At 58.2% G+C, this 14,601-nt stretch carries 16 protein-coding genes; 5 read left to right on the top strand and 11 right to left on the bottom strand.

Translation table 11 applies throughout. The annotated features are described in order from the left end of the window. Nucleotides 1-42: 42 nt before the first annotated feature. The 6 genes from K1X75_09150 to K1X75_09125 all read right to left on the bottom strand — a co-directional run bounded on the left by K1X75_09150 (nucleotide 43) and on the right by K1X75_09125 (nucleotide 4,408). The gene (locus K1X75_09150) at nucleotides 43-1,125 is read right to left on the bottom strand and encodes a membrane dipeptidase (GenBank protein MBX7058222.1); all 1,083 of its coding nucleotides are present in this window, start codon (nucleotides 1,123-1,125) and stop codon (nucleotides 43-45) included. 85 nt (nucleotides 1,126-1,210) lie between these two features. Beyond that, on the bottom strand, nucleotides 1,211-1,948 hold the full coding sequence (locus tag K1X75_09145) for a histidine kinase (protein MBX7058221.1): 738 nt from the start codon (nucleotides 1,946-1,948) through the stop codon (nucleotides 1,211-1,213). Between the two features lie 128 nt (nucleotides 1,949-2,076). Then, complete coding sequence (locus tag K1X75_09140) at nucleotides 2,077-2,766, bottom strand: hypothetical protein (GenBank protein MBX7058220.1); 690 nt, start codon at nucleotides 2,764-2,766, stop codon at nucleotides 2,077-2,079. An 84-nt stretch (nucleotides 2,767-2,850) separates the two neighbouring features. After that, complete coding sequence (locus K1X75_09135) at nucleotides 2,851-3,468, bottom strand: hypothetical protein (GenBank protein ID MBX7058219.1); 618 nt, start codon at nucleotides 3,466-3,468, stop codon at nucleotides 2,851-2,853. Then, nucleotides 3,455-3,736, bottom strand: coding sequence for a hypothetical protein (locus K1X75_09130; GenBank protein MBX7058218.1), 282 nt, complete (start codon nucleotides 3,734-3,736; stop codon nucleotides 3,455-3,457). The genes K1X75_09135 and K1X75_09130 overlap by 14 nt, the downstream gene beginning before the upstream one ends. A 57-nt stretch (nucleotides 3,737-3,793) precedes the next feature. Beyond that, the gene (locus tag K1X75_09125) at nucleotides 3,794-4,408 is read right to left on the bottom strand and encodes an endonuclease (protein ID MBX7058217.1); all 615 of its coding nucleotides are present in this window, start codon (nucleotides 4,406-4,408) and stop codon (nucleotides 3,794-3,796) included. Nucleotides 4,409-4,562: 154 nt separating this feature from the next. On the opposite strand from K1X75_09125, the gene pyk reads away from it, so the two are divergent. Continuing rightward, complete coding sequence (gene pyk, locus K1X75_09120) at nucleotides 4,563-5,990, top strand: pyruvate kinase (GenBank protein ID MBX7058216.1); 1,428 nt, start codon at nucleotides 4,563-4,565, stop codon at nucleotides 5,988-5,990. Nucleotides 5,991-6,198: 208 nt separating this feature from the next. After that, the gene (locus K1X75_09115; GenBank protein ID MBX7058215.1) at nucleotides 6,199-7,344 is read left to right on the top strand and encodes a lactonase family protein; all 1,146 of its coding nucleotides are present in this window, start codon (nucleotides 6,199-6,201) and stop codon (nucleotides 7,342-7,344) included. Nucleotides 7,345-7,374: 30 nt separating this feature from the next. Here K1X75_09115 and K1X75_09110 read toward each other — a convergent pair whose 3' ends face one another. Continuing rightward, on the bottom strand, nucleotides 7,375-8,244 hold the full coding sequence (locus K1X75_09110) for a flagellar hook-basal body protein (GenBank protein MBX7058214.1): 870 nt from the start codon (nucleotides 8,242-8,244) through the stop codon (nucleotides 7,375-7,377). Between the two features lie 91 nt (nucleotides 8,245-8,335). Between K1X75_09110 and K1X75_09105 the strand changes: the two genes are divergently transcribed. From K1X75_09105 to K1X75_09095, 3 genes are read left to right on the top strand one after another with little or no spacing between them, the layout of a single operon-like run. After that, complete coding sequence (locus K1X75_09105) at nucleotides 8,336-9,577, top strand: hypothetical protein (GenBank protein MBX7058213.1); 1,242 nt, start codon at nucleotides 8,336-8,338, stop codon at nucleotides 9,575-9,577. Continuing rightward, entirely contained in the window at nucleotides 9,570-10,220 is a 651-nt protein-coding gene (locus tag K1X75_09100; protein ID MBX7058212.1) for a methyltransferase domain-containing protein, read from the top strand. The genes K1X75_09105 and K1X75_09100 overlap by 8 nt, the downstream gene beginning before the upstream one ends. After that, the gene (locus K1X75_09095; GenBank protein ID MBX7058211.1) at nucleotides 10,217-11,128 is read left to right on the top strand and encodes a class I SAM-dependent methyltransferase; all 912 of its coding nucleotides are present in this window, start codon (nucleotides 10,217-10,219) and stop codon (nucleotides 11,126-11,128) included. Before K1X75_09100 ends, K1X75_09095 begins: the two co-directional genes overlap by 4 nt. Nucleotides 11,129-11,152: 24 nt before the next feature. Here the strand turns inward: K1X75_09095 and K1X75_09090 are convergent, their stop codons facing one another. From K1X75_09090 to hfq, 4 genes are all read right to left on the bottom strand, one after another. Beyond that, on the bottom strand, nucleotides 11,153-11,953 hold the full coding sequence (locus tag K1X75_09090) for a GerMN domain-containing protein (protein MBX7058210.1): 801 nt from the start codon (nucleotides 11,951-11,953) through the stop codon (nucleotides 11,153-11,155). A gap of 195 nt (nucleotides 11,954-12,148) precedes the next feature. After that, on the bottom strand, nucleotides 12,149-13,234 hold the full coding sequence (locus tag K1X75_09085) for a mannose-1-phosphate guanylyltransferase (protein MBX7058209.1): 1,086 nt from the start codon (nucleotides 13,232-13,234) through the stop codon (nucleotides 12,149-12,151). 40 nt (nucleotides 13,235-13,274) lie between these two features. After that, on the bottom strand, nucleotides 13,275-14,264 hold the full coding sequence (locus tag K1X75_09080) for a hypothetical protein (GenBank protein MBX7058208.1): 990 nt from the start codon (nucleotides 14,262-14,264) through the stop codon (nucleotides 13,275-13,277). After that, a complete protein-coding gene (hfq, locus tag K1X75_09075) occupies nucleotides 14,261-14,509 on the bottom strand; it encodes an RNA chaperone Hfq (protein ID MBX7058207.1) in 249 nt (82 codons plus the stop codon). The genes K1X75_09080 and hfq overlap by 4 nt, the downstream gene beginning before the upstream one ends. Between the last annotated feature and the right edge of the window lie 92 nt (nucleotides 14,510-14,601).

The following is a 14,601-nucleotide window of genomic DNA, read 5'->3' as shown; positions in this document are numbered from 1 at the left end:
CTTCGTGTACCATCCGCTCGAATTCTGGCGCCTGCCATGCACTCATTGCACTTCTACCGCGAAGGGATTTGCACTTTGTGCGCGCGTCAGGGCTCTCAGTGCGTTTGCGTGGAGCAAACCAAGCGCTTCGGTTTCGGTCCAACCCCTGCCAATCAGTTCGATTGCAAGTTCGCGTGAGTCATCGGGACGTTCCAGACCGCGCGGAACGCGAATCAAACCATCCAGATCGCCGCCCAGCGCAACAATCGAGGCGTTTCCCACCTGTCGAATGTGTTCTAGATGCTCCAGAACGTCGCGTCGCTCGGCTCTGGCGCTGCAACGGACATAGTCGGCGTGGAAATTCACTCCAATCAGGCCGCCACTTGTGGCGACAAGGCGTATCAATTCGTCACTCAGGTTGCGCGGATGGGAACAAATTGCCCGCGCTGACGAATGCGAGAAGATCAGCGGATACTGACCACGCGTCAGCTGATAGACATCCCGAACAGTTTGGTCCGAGGCGTGACTCAGATCGACAATGAATCCGCGCTGGATCAAAGCTCGCACCAGCCACTTTCCCTCCTCGGTAAGCCCGCCCGGATCTCCGGCGACGCCCGCAAAACCATTCAGGTTGCTCCAGGTGAGGCCAACCATACTGAATTGAAGCGCCTTTAGCCGATCAAGCATCCTGCTCAATTGGCCAGGCTTCGACGTTCCAATCGATTCAATGCGCGAATCCAGCAAGAAGGCGCCCTCCAGCGCAAGAAAGGCCCGATTCTGCGCGCCTCCTAGCTCCTGGAGACGAGAGCTTACCGGAAACAATGGAATCTGCTGTAAATCGGCCGCCGCCCGCTCCACGTACGAAAAGTTAGATTCCGAATTCAAACGCTGCACTGCTTGTCGTCCAAGATGCCAGGGAGCGCCCGGCCGCAGAGGCCCCGGCGGTCTGAAAACGGCGAAAAAATACTGCCCCTGCCTCAGAGTGGCCGCACAAAGACTGGTATTCTGGCAAGAACTCCAGGGAACCTCGCGAGCAGTAAGAAAGAAAGATCGATCGTTGTGCAGATCGACCAGCGCCGTCTGTCGCAATCGATCAACTATGGCTTCCGGATCTGAGCTGCTGAAGCCGCAGCCGATCACTGCCACTGCGACTGAAGACGCGATCCACAGGCCGCTTCCGAAGCGCATCAAGCAGCGTTCAGACGCCTGTTTCCGCATTCGCGGGGCCTCTTCAGGCGGCGTGGCCTGCGGGGTTGCGCCCGCGCACGCTCTCAAATGCCGGCGACAGAGGAATTTCCAGTCGAGCGACGGTGGCGCCGCCGTTGACCCCCACCCGGAAGAGATGGGGATTTACGCCCTCCGCCTTGAGCAACAGGACGATCAGCGCCAGGCCGATGCCCTCGCCTTCCTGCTGATCGGCATTGGCCATATAAAAGGAAACGAGGTCCTCGTAGCGCATTCCCTCGCGGAACTTCTCACGGACCCGCCGTTCCTCGAAGCGACTGAGCGGGGCGTTGCTGACTTCCACGCGTAAGCCGTCGGCGCAATGATGCACCTGGATCTGCACCTGCAGGTCCATTTTTCGCGCCAGTTCGCCGTAGCGGACAATCCAGCGCTCGTCGTAATGGCCTGCCAGCCGCTGGATACCCAGACGGTATTGTCCTTCGTCCTGAATGTCCAGGCCCTGCTCTCGAAACCAGGCCAGCTTGGCGTTGGCCTTTGTCGCGTTGATGACGATCTCCTTCAGGGCCGTATACAGCGCCGCCTGCAAGCCCTCCCGCCTATAGCGCTTGAGCAGCGCCGCCACCAGAAAGTCCAGCTGATGCTCTAAGTCATCGCTCAAATCGCTGGTCAAAAGGGTAAGCGGTCGGCCCGCATTGACCTGCGCCAGGATCGATTCCCGGTCGCGCACTACGGCAAACTTAGATTCAAAGTCGCCAACACTTAGATCTTCCTGGAGAGCGCCCATCGCCTATGCCCGGTTGAAAAATGGCCTCCGGCGCCACGGAAGTCCAGCATTTTCAGCCCTCAGGAGCGACACCGGCGCCCGCTGAAGGTCGCTACGCCGGGAGCCCACAGAGTGCAGCAATCGATTGCTCAAGCAACGACCCGGCTCGAACGCTCGCTGACAAAGTCCGGATGTAAGGGAATCTCCAGACGCGCCACGGTTTCTCCGCCGTGGCGGCCAATACGCAGCAGGGCGGGATCCAGGTTCTCGGAACGCAGAAATTGAATATTGAGTGCGACGCCAAGGCCCTCGCCTTCTTGATCATCGCCGTGACAGCGGTGGAATTCGAGGATATCGCTGTCGCGCATGGCTGCCGCAAACTTCTGGCGAAGGCGCTGCTCGTCCCGAACCAGAAGCGGGGCATTGTTTCGCACATAAATGCGCAGCCCGTGCGCCTCATGGCGAATGGTCAGGCGGACGCAAAGACCCTCCTGACGGGCCCGGCGACGAAAGTAGGCCAGCCAATCAGCACGTCTTCGGCTGGCCTTGAATTCGCGAAGCGCTGTTCTGTATCCGCCCTCTTTCGACAGATCATTGTCGTAGTCCAGGAGGAAGATATGCTTCATATTGGCGCGAATGGCGTTATTGAGCAGCTCCGTCGTACAATAGTGCAGACAGGTCTCAAGCTCAGGGCGTCTATAGCGCCCCAGAACCAGGGTCAGCACCCGTTCCAGCTTACGGACGCTTGCCCGGGAAGAGAGGCAGGCGCGCAGCTCAATGCTCTGGCCAGAGTCAAGATCGCGCTCGATCATGCGCATGCTTCGACCAAACAATGACATCGATTTTCCCAATTCTACAACAGGGACCGTCGCTTCGACTTGCGCAATTTTTTGGCCGAAGCGCGGAAATCTCGATGCGGCTGGTCAATCGGTATCGAACGCGGAGTAAGCCATCCAATAGACGATCAGCACGGCATAGGGCGGCTGCAATCCAGCCAGCCGAAGAGGAACGTAGTAGACCCGGTTCTCTGAGCCAATTCTGTTCCACCGTCGAAGCTTTGGCCAGAGGCTCTCTTCTCCAATAGTAGCGAACCACCCCGAGGCTGACTGGATGTTCCCTTCATTTGCAAGGTCCAGAAAGTACTGATCCTCCTCGGCGCTAAGCTTGAGAATGAAACTCTCCGCGGGAGAGCCGAGCGGCTGCAATCCCGCCAGCCGATAACTTGCTTCGCCCATCGGGCAAAGCAGTGCAACATTTGCATTGCCGATGCTGGCTTCGATTTTTCTTACGTGCCGGGCAAGAAGATCAAGCAACGCCTTCGATTGGCATAGTTCTCTTGATTGTTGCGCTGAGACTGGAAGCGGCGGCAGCCGACTCAATTCCTCCAGTATTGCCTTCGTCTGCCGCATCTCGATGTTATGGCGGCGAATACGATCCACAGCAACGCCGATAGCAAGAACTGCAATTACGGTTGCCGCCAACACTGCGCCAGCCCGCCACGGGATGCGCAGTCGATCCTCATCAAAATCAAGGTTGCTCATTGCTCCCAACTCCACGGAGGTGTTTCGATGCCAGATCTACGCCGCTAGCCATAATGCTTACATTCAGCATAATGCTGACCATGACCGATGATACGATGGTCACAAAGAGTACGCCCAGCAGTAGGTAAGCAAACCTCTCCATAGTATCAGGCAAGATATCCAATTTGAAAATGCCATCAGCGATGGCCAGTACGGATCCGAGCGACATCAATCCGAGAGAGAATACTGCTATGCTGGTGGCGGTTCGTTCCAGGGATTTCCGATTCATTACAATTCTCCTTTAACTTATGCCCGTACTAAGGCCGCTGCGGGCCCGGGTCCAGCCCTATTGAAAGTACTGCCGTAGCCGCTGTGCATGCAGCGCTTCAAAATCGTCGATGGGATCCTCGGCGCTCCACCTGGCCAGTAAGGCAGCGTAGCCCGGCGGGGCTTCAACCTGATGCGGGTAGCGTTGCAAAAAGGAGAGACTCATCCGCGCCAGATCGCCGCGGCGCGCTGCTGGCGGCTGTACGTCGGTCTGCGTAACACGAAAATCGCAGCGCTCGTACTCTCGGCCTGATACGGCAAGTCCATAGGCAAGCGCTGAGCGCGCCTGGTTCAGGTCGCCAATTACCGGCGCCAGATTTGCTGGGTCCCCTTCCATTCGACGAAACTCGAGGTCGGTCTTGTGGCAACAGGCGCGCCCCTTCGTGGCGCATCCGGGGAGGGCAATATGCCAGCAGGAACGATTCCGCCCAAACCAGGCCACAGGAACAACATGCTCCCATTCAATGCGTCGTGAGCGAAGATTCGGTCGCTCCGGACGGTAGGGACAACGATCGGCAATAGTTTCGTTTGATTGTGAATCAAATTCACAGAGGCAATAGTAGTCGCTGGCCAGCGGAGCGGCAAAGACCTGCTGCAAACGACGCTTGCTATTCTCGAAACTGCTCCAGCGCAACTGGAGATCTTCGCTTCGTTGCGGAGGACGCTCCGATGAAGGATACAGGCCGCTGCTGCAGGCGCACAACGCAAGCAACAGCGCGGCGCAGACTGAAGGCTGCGGCCGCTTTTGTTCTCGACGGCGCGCGGGCCGGGATTCCCGATCGGCGTCCATGGCGCAGTATAAATTCACCAAGATTATTGCTACCTTAGGCCCCGCATCATCCGAAGAAGATGGCATCCGCGCTCTGATCCGCGCCGGCGCCGATTGTTTTCGACTGAACTTTTCGCACGCCGACGGCGCGGCAATGCAACCGATAATTGATCGAATCCGAAAAGTTGCAGAGATCGAAGGGGCGCGACCGGCAATCCTGGCTGATATCCAGGGTCCCAAACTGCGCATTGGCCGATTGCCGCCGGAGGGCGTGCTGCTAACGGAAGGCAGCCGCTTTGCTATTTCGACGCGTGAAATTGAGGGCGACGCAACAATCGTGCACACGCCCTACTCCCTTCTGACTCGCGATGTAAAAGCTGGCGCACGGATCCTGCTGGCCGATGGCAGCATCGAACTCAGCGTGCGCGGTGTGAGCGAAGATCGTGTAGACGCCATCGTTGTTCGCGGCGGACAGCTCTTTTCCAACAAGGGACTGAACCTACCGGGGATCCAGTTGAGTGTGGAGACGCTGACTGAAAAAGATCGCCGCGACCTGGCATTCATCGCCGGCGCCGAGGTTGATGTAGTGGCAATTTCCTTTGTACGTCGGGCCGAGGATCTGCACACGGCCCGTGAGTGTCTGGGCGGCGGTCGGATCCCGGTGATGGCCAAGCTGGAACGACCGGAAGCTTTGGCCAATATTCAGGATATACTTCGCGCTGCAGATGGCATCATGATTGCTCGCGGCGACCTTGGCGTCGAAATCGAATTTGAACGGGTGCCCTTCATTCAGAAGGAGATTCTCCGACGTGCAGCTGAGCGCGGCAAGTGGGCGGTCGTGGCAACGGAGATGCTGCCTTCAATGGTTCGCGCCAATCGACCCTCGCGCGCCGAAGTCACAGACGTAGTCAATGCGGTACTCGATGGCGCCGATGCTGTCATGCTCTCCGAGGAGACAGCAGTGGGCCAGCATCCGGCCAAGGTAGTCGAAGCTATGGTGCGCATTGCGCGCGAGGCAGATCTGCATGAGGTCCGTGAGCGGCCGCGCTTTGAGGCGGACATGGTTTCTTTTTCGGCCGGCGCTGCTGGCGCCGCAGTAAGCGCGGCGGAACGATTGAACGCAAAGGCGATCATAGCCCTGGCCGGCTCCAATCTGACCGCGTTATTGCTTTCCAAATGGCGCTCCCGGGTTCCTATTCTGGCCTTGAGTTCCAGTCCGGCTACGCTACGGCGTCTGAATGTTTTGCGCGGCGTTGGACCTGTATTCATCCGCGAAGCCTCAGACATGGATGCGCAGATCGCCAGCGCCGACCGCTACCTGATTGAGCATGGATTGGCCAGTCCGGGCGACACTGTTGTCGTTGCTGGCGCGCTCCCGCCCGGCGAAGGGAAGGAAACCAATTCCATTCGGTTTCACAAAGTACGACCGCTGGAAGTTGCGTGGTAGGTTCTAAAAGCGCTACGCAACGTTCAGGGCAGAGTCGGGTTTCGAGCTTGCAGCTTGACGTTCATGTTTCAGTGCCACGCTTCAACTCGCATCCGTCAAGAGTAATGTCAGCTGGCGACCTGCCCAAGGCGCCATCGGTGGCAGAGGCAAATCAAATTCATAACTACTGGACATATAGAGTCTGTCGGGAGCACAATGGCTACAGACTATGAACAAGCGGCAGACGATACTATCTGCGGCAACCAAGGGCCGCGTATCAAATTCCCGTCTCCCAGCAACGATCCTGCTTGCTGCTGCACTTCTAACGACCGCGACCGTGGACACAAATTGCAGCTCTCGTCGCTGTCACGCCAATGATCCCAACTGCAATGCCCTGAGTCTTCTACTGCTTTACCAGCGTTTGCCGCGGGTATTGTTTGCCACGGACTTTGCGGGCGGAATGGTGCATCAGTATACGATCAACGCCAACAACGGGCAGCTGCGTTACGGCGGCAGCATTGCGGCAGGATCGCAAACCTTTGCCATGGGAATCGATCCCGCCGGGCGCTTTGCCTATGCTGTAAACAATGGCAGCGCTGATGTCTATGCCTATCGGATCAGCGAGCGTACGGGTGTACTGAGTTCAGCAGGCACAGTCGCCGCAGGCGCTAACCCACAGGGAATTGCGGTCGAGGCTAGCGGTCGATTTGCCTTTGCCAGCAGCGTCACCGCCGCAAATGTAAGCGGCTATATCATCGACCAGAGTTCCGGCGCTCTAACTGCCAATGGCAGCGCTGCGACGGGCGGCGGACCCATCGGCCTGGCAATTACTCCTGGCGGACGTTTCCTTTACAGCGCCAACGACGGCGCAAACTCCATTTCCATGTTCAGCATCGATCCAACCAATGGAGCGCTCAGCTCGCTGGGAACGGTCGCGGCAGGCGCCCAGCCCTTTGACCTGGCCATGGACCCCTCCGGCCGTTTCCTCTACGCCAGCAACGAAGGCGGCGCCAATCTTTCCGTGTTTTCCATTGATGCAGCAACTGGCATACTTACTTCCGCTGGACTCGCTTCCACGGGACTCATTCCCCAGGGAATTGCCATCGACCCCTTTGGACGATTTCTCTACGTGGCCAATGCAACTTCCGGCACAGTGTCTGTATTTGCAATCGATGGCGTTACCGGCGGCGTGACGTTGCGCAGTACCGTGGCGGCAACTGGCGCATATGATGTAGCTGTTGAGAATACCGGCCGCTTTGTCTATGTAGAACAAAACAATTTGATTGCTCTCTACGTTCTCGACCCTTACAACGGAAATCTGAATTTGATTGCAACCGAGGCGCACGGAGCGCCCGGCGTACTTGCTGTTTTTTGATGCAGCTTTTCTATCCGCCGATCATCGCGCCTATCGAGCGACCTCGTTGATCAGTTTGCCGAGCAGACTGTCCTGCGTGGTCACGCTCTTCTGGTTGGCCTCGTATTCTCGCTGCACCTCAATCAGATTAGTCATCTCGCGCACGATGTTTACATTCGAGGCTTCCAGGAATCCTTGCATGATTTGTGGGTTTTCGCGATCGCCCAGCTCTTCTAGCGGCCGCATGGGCCCGGATTCAGGCGTCACAATATAGAAGCTGTTGCCTTCTTTTTTGAGTTCGCGAGGGAACTCTACAGTGCGCATGCGGATGCGATCCAGCAAGGCCGGCTGTTCATAGGCGTTGGTATCGGGGCTTGCGCCGGCCTGTGGGTTGTTGCCAATGGCGCCATTGATCCATATCTCGCCATTTTCGCGGATCATGAAATTGTGCCGCGTTACCTGGATTGGCCCGTTTTCGCCAAGCAAGGGAAAGCCATCTTGAGTCACGATGCGACCCTCGCGATCGATCGTAAAAGATCCGCCTCGCGTCAGGCGTTCGCCGCGATCGGTTTGGACCACAAAAAAGGCCGGTCGCTCGCGACTGCGGTCATCGATCATAAGATCCAACGGATTTTCGGTGCGCTTTGCGGCGCCCTGTTCAAAGCGCGTGAAGGTCTCGTTGAATTCGGCGCCCAAACCGAGCTCGCCAACGATCGGCGCCATATCGAAGCTGCCCAGCGGGACGACGCCAACGCCATCGTCGCGCGTGCGCTGGATTAGCATTTGCGGGAAGGCCTTGAACAAAGCGTCATCGGTTTTGAAGCCGGTTTTGTCGACATTGGCCAGATTGTTGGCGATCACGTCCAGTCGCCGCTGGTTCATCATCATTCCGGTCGCGCCCGTATACAATCCGCGTAGCATATTTTCAGATTCGGCGGGAAAGAAAGAAACCTGACTTTGTTTTTCGCCTGCCGCTCCGATAAAAGAGGAAGGATTCGAGAGCCAATCGCGCATGCAAGACCCCGAATTTCTGGAGCGCCCCGCTTTGATTGCCCTGGGGGCCGGTATCCACCAGCAGCCGGTGATCCAGGCCGCCCGACGCCTGGGCTATCCTGTGGCGGCGGTGGACCAGAATCCACGCGCGCCCGGATTTGCCGATGCCAGCTGGCAAATCCACAGCAGTATTCTGCGTCCGCGGCGAATTGCCCGGGCCGCTCTGGAGGAGCTGGAACGTCCCGTCGCCGGCGTGGTTGCGCGAAGCTTCGGTGCAGCCACGCTCAGCGCCGCTCTGGTCTCACGCCGACTGGGCTTGCACAGCGAGAATTTGCGTTCGCTTCGATTCTTTCGCAACAAGCGGCGCGCCAAATTGCGACTGCAGGAAGCAGGAGTCCCTTCCCCGCAAATCTTAGGCTGGGCAAACGACGCGCAGCGCCAGGCAATACTGGAAATGGCGCCAGTACTGGCTCGTCCGGCTGGCGGACATGCCAAGCGGGGGATCCTCGTGCTGGAAAGCGCCGGCGCAATTGAAAGCTTCCTGCGCGACCATCCCGATGATGATGGTCGCTGGCTGGTCGAACCATTTGTGGAGGGCCGCGAAATTACGGTACTGGCCTTTGCCATCGAGGGCAAGGCCCATCCGCTTTTTGTCAGCGACAAATTGGTATCCGAACGTGCGCCGCGCTTTGCCGAAGTAGAACATCGCTTTCCGTCGTCGCTCGAACCTTCTCTGAAGGCTCGAATCCGCGATCTTCTGGATCGAACGCTGCTGGCTTCGGGCTATCGCAACGGCCCGCTGGTTGCCGAATTTCTGGCCCCCGATGATCCGCTCGATCCCTCGCGAGAATTGCTGCTGATCGAATGCAATCCTGAAACGGGCGGCGAGTACCTGGCAGAGACGCTTGGCAAGTTTGCTCTGGGTCACGATTACTTCGAGGATCTGGTGAGACTGAGCGCCGGGGACTCGCCGGATCTTTCTCCATACTTGCGGCCGCCAGAGCGCGCGATTATCATTCGTTTCGCGCTGCCGCAGCGCGCTGGCAAGGTTCACTCGGTGCGATTGGCCCCTGATTCTGCGGCGGACTCTGCTGTAATATTCGCACGATCGCTCAAGCAAGCAGGCGATATGCTCTCGCTTCATTCAGGCAACTTGGATCGCATTGCCGTCTACGCCATGCAAGGGCCCATCGATGCCATGCCTGCGCTAATTGAAAGAGCGAACGAATATGCACGAAATACGGAGCTGCGCTATGAGTGAAATACCCCTCATCGTAACCGCCGCGGATGCTCCGGCAAAGCAAACGGGAGAAGCCTGGCAGCGCCACTACCAGCGCGATCGGGCCAGACAGGTCTATCCAGACGAAAATCTGGTGCGTATGATGCACTCGATCCCGCGCGGCCCGGCCCTTGATCTGGGTTGCGGAAGCGGCCGCCATTTGCGCCTGCTTCAGGATTTCGGATTTGCGCCGCTATATGGCGCGGACCTCAGCTCTGCGGCGCTGGAGCTGAGCGCCGCTCTCTGTCCTGCCGCTCAACTCTATCTGACTGCGGAGGAGGATCCATTTCGGCTGCCGCTGCCGGATGGCAGCGTGCAACTGGTCATCGCCTGGGGAGTCCTGCATTACAATACTGCGCCGCGGCGTCAGCAAATGCTTTCCGAGATCGAGCGCGTGCTTCAGCCTGATGGCGCCTTTCTGGGTACGCTGCGTTCGGCAGCGGACCGACATTTCCAGCACAACGAAGATCTGAGCGGCGCCAGCCTGGAACTCTTTGACCAGAGCCAGGTACAGTCGCTGCTTACCCCGTACTTTTCCGCGGTCGAGCTGGCTCACATCACCCGAACCCCAACTGGCGAATTGGATCGGGTCATTGCTCACTGGGCCTTCCGAGCGCGGAGATGAAGGTTGCAGCAGTCAAAGCCGGCGAGCTCGCGCCTTGCAAAGCGTCGGGCAACTGTCCAGTCTGCTCCGCCGCTCTCCAGCCGCTGTATCGCATTGAACGCTTCACACCGCCGCTGGACATCCTTCGGTGCAGCAGCTGCCGACTCCAGATACAGGCTCATCCATCGCTAGATCTGGCTGCGCTCTACGAAGAAGACTACTATACCGGGAAGGCTGATTACAGCTACCGCGACGAAAGGCGCGTCGAGCTCTTTGATCGCCATGTGCAACGCGCGCGTCTGAAAAATATAGCCCGATTCGTTCCGCCGCCCGCCGACTTCCTGGACGTCGGCGCCGCATTTGGCAGCTTTGTGCGCGCCGCAAGTGAGGCAGGCTACCGCGCTCGCGGTCTGGATATTTCAGAGTATGCAGTAAAACAGGGACGACTGCTCGGCGCCGATCTGCGCCAAGGCGATCTTCGTTCCGGGACGCTGCCAGCCAATAGCGCTGACGTGATTACGCTTGTCGAAGTAATCGAGCATCTATCCGATCCGCAACAGACGATGGCTTCCCTGTCGGCGGCCCTGCGCCGCGGCGGTTTGTTGTTGATTCAAACTGCAAACTTTGATGGCTGGCAGGCCAGGCGCGGCGGCATCGACTATCACTACTACCTTCCTGGCCATGTGGTATACTATTCGCTACAAAATCTGCGAATGCTTCTTGAGCAGCATGGCTTACAGATTGTGGCTGTCTATCGTCCCGTTGACTTTGGCCTGATTCCAAAACTGCGTAAGTCGCGCGGCGCTTTTCAGAGCCCGTTGGACTATTTCCGCTGGCTGCACATCAGCTGGTATCATCTAAAGAGCAAGCTCGCCTGGGGAGATTTTTCGCTGACTTCGTCCATGGTTCTATACGCTCAAAAGCTTTGAACAAGCGCAGCCGCGCCGTGGCGGCTAGCGGTAGTCTGTAATGCTGCGCTCGCCGCGATGAAGAGTCTCAGGAACTTCCAGCGCTGAGGCCCCCAGCTGGCGTACAGCCTCGCCATTGACAAGCAAGCGCACCCCGCGAACCGAAGAGAATTGCGTCAAGGTATAGCACAGCTGGTCCAGGCGATCGGCTATGACGTGATTGCCCATTCGCCCGACGCGATCGCTCAGATCGATGATGGCGACGCCGCCCTCAAGGCGCAGGCCGCGAATTTCAATCTGGGAATCAAACATATTCAACAGGCCGCGCTCTCTGTTCGTCGGGCCGCGCTGCAGCTCTTGCAGGACGCGCAGTAGACTAACGCTGCCTGGCGCCGCCGGCCGGCGAACACGCACCAACTCGCTGTGAGCATTCTGAAAACGGAGAAAGTAGAGCTCGATTTCGCTGCGGCTGCTCTGCACTGCGTCCAGCGGTCGCAGCCGCATGCTGTCAAAGCTGGAAGGATCCGCTTCCTGGGGGGCTTCGGGGCTATTGAGTTCTTCGGCGCTCAGCGCAGGAGGGGCGTTGTGAGCGCCGCCTTCGATTTCATCGACGCCCTGCAGGATGGCGCTGGCGCTGCGACGCAATGGCTGTTCTAGATTCTGGCGGACGGTATCCAGGCGTTCGCTGGCCGGGGGCAAAGCATGAATCTGGGAATGGCGTCTGGCCTGGACGTCCATGAAAGATAGCAGCGCCAGCCCGCCAATGAGTATCAACAGCAGTCGATTGGTATGTAGAGTATCAAGCGGCGCCGACCCGCCTTGCTCCTTTGGCCCCGCCGCCGCCATCTGGCCTTATTTTCGGCCGGATTGCAGAGCGGGCGGAGCGAGAAACTGCGGCGCGGCGGCGCTGGATCAGCGCAGTTTCTTCTTATGGCGATTGGACTTTCGCTTCTTTTTGCGCTTGTGCGTGCGAATTTTGATGCGTTTTCTCTTTTTTCCGGAAGGCATGCCCCTTCGTCCTCTGATGCTCTTGCGAGAATCTTATTTTAAGTACTTCTGTAAAGGCGCTTTCTCGCGCATTTTGGCCAGCAATTCCTTGATTCGGTCCAATTCTTTGCGGCTGGCTATGAACAAAACATCCGGCTCCTCTACAACCACCAGATCCTCCACGCCGAGCAGAGCAACCAGAGGCCGGTCCGTGGCCAGTATGTTGCGCTTGCTGTGGTGAGCTACCACCGCGGAGGGCTTGCGCCCGCTGGATACCAGGACATTGCCGGACTCGTCGGGATCGCGAATTCTTTCCAGACTGGTCCAGGCGCCCACGTCGTCCCAGATAAACTCAGCCGGCGTCATGGCTATGCGCTTCGATTTTTCCAGTATGGCGATGTCCACGGGCTGGCTCGGCAGATGTGCAAAGGCTGCCGTGAGTCGCGTCGCGCTTTGAAAGCTGTTCTGAATTGGTTCTAGAATTTCTGGAGCATACTGGGCAAACTGCTCAAGGATAGCAGAGCCCTTCCAGATGAAGATGCCTGAATTCCAGAAATGCTTGCCGCCGTTGAGATACTGACGGGCGCGATCGATATCTGGTTTTTCTACAAAGGACTCAATTCGATGCGCCGGCAAATCTTCCAGCGAGGGTCCGCTGTGAATATAACCGTAGCCGGTTTCGGGCCGAGAGGGTCGCACGCCAAGGGTTACCAACCAGCCGGCCTCAGCGGTTTGGAGCGCTTGCTCCATCGTCCGCCGAAAACCCTCCGGCGGAGCAATATAGTGGTCGGCACTCAGCACCACATGCGTGGCGCCGGGGAACTTTTTTTCAAAGTGCAGCGCAGCCAGGGCAATGATTGGCGCAGTGTTGCGTCCTTGCGGCTCGACTATGAATTGCGCGGGCTTCAATTCGCGATGAGTCTTTAGCGTGGCGCGCTTGAGTTCCTCGTTGCAGCCAACAAAAATGCGATTGGCGTCCGTAATCAGACGCGCACGCGCAATCGTTTCCTGCAACAGGGTCCGATCCGAATAAACCCGCTGCAATTGCTTGGGATGGCCGCTGCGCGACCGTGGCCAGAAACGCTCGCCCTTGCCGCCGGCCATAATCAGAACAAGTGGTTTTTTCTGTAGCGTTGCCATAGGCAGCAGGCGGCGGAAGAAACAACCACACCTGCAGAAGTTACGGCGGCGTCAAGTCCTGAAAGCGTCCGCCGCCAGCGCCAGCCGGCGGAGCTGGCGCTGCAGCAGGCCCCGCCCCTGGCGCTGCGCTTTGATTTCGTCTGCCTTGAGGCGGAACCAGATCGCCAGGCGTCAGCGGCGCTCCGCCATTCCATCCCTCGTATGGCACTACATACACCTGCACCTGGTTGCCCAGGCGATCAATGGCCAGGTAGCTGCGCAATTGCGGGAAGCGCTCCATCAACTCGCCCATCCTTTGCATCCGCGACACGTAGGCCTCATCTGTGATCCGCGACGCGTCCTGCCTCGCCCGGGCATCATCGACGACGCGAATACGTTCCAGTTTCTGGGCCAGAATCTGCGGCGCATTTTGCAGCATTGCCTGGTAGCGAGCCGGGTCCGGAGTATAGAGGCGCACCGGCCAAAGTTTATCGACGTGCACTCCTTCGGCGGCCAGCTCCTCATTCATCTGCAGCAGGGCTGATTCATTGAAATATGCATATAATTGTCGCTCCAGGCCGTTCAAAGCAGCATCATTGGGGTTGATCCGCTCCATCTCGCGGTCCAGCAGCAGGGAGAGCCTCAGGCGGAGATAGGCATCCAGTTCGCTCCAATCCGGCCGACCCAGTCGACGGAAAAGAGCGTCGCTGCGCTGCGGATCCAGGCTGAAATCAATGCGCAGGTCGGCCTGAACATAGAAGGCTTCATCGAGACCCAAAAGTTCGCTCTGCGCCAGCGGACGACGGTAGTTGAGCGAAAGAACGCGCGGTCCAATATCGACGCGATGCAGATGAACGCGACCGGGATTGGCCATCTGCCAGACCATTCTGGTCTGGCCTGGCAATAAGACCCTCGGGTCCAGTCCGGTATATCGATCCTCGATTAAGATCGCCTCGTGGGCGCCGGCTCGAACGTAGGAAAGGTAGAGCCAGGTGAGCAGGACGCCAACCAGCAAACTCCAGAAGAAGTTGCGCAGGAAGCGGGCAATCATCCCTGCGAATCTTCGGCAGCCAGCTCGTCGAGATTCAAGGTGCGCGAGAGCACGATCGTTGAGATGGCGTGCTTGTAAACCAGACTCTGCTTCCCGTCGTTCTCAATGACTACAGTAAAATTGTCAAAGCTGGCCACGCGGCCTTTCAATGGCACGCCGTTGGTTAGATAGAGAGTGATCTCCATCTTCTCTTTGCGAGCTCCATTCAGCACCAGATCCTGTATGTTGTTCTTGCTGGCTGCCATTCGCTACTCCGCGATCAAGCCGGTCGGGGACCCGTTGATACGCGAAAGCAGGGCGCCACGATCAGATTCGGCGGTCAATGAAAGTTTTTCAA

This window comes from Leptospirales bacterium, assembly GCA_019694655.1.
GTDB lineage: Bacteria > Spirochaetota > Leptospiria > Leptospirales > Leptonemataceae > SSF53.
The sequence above is the reverse complement of the archived record's forward strand: the minus strand, read 5'-3'. Positions and strand labels throughout refer to the sequence as shown.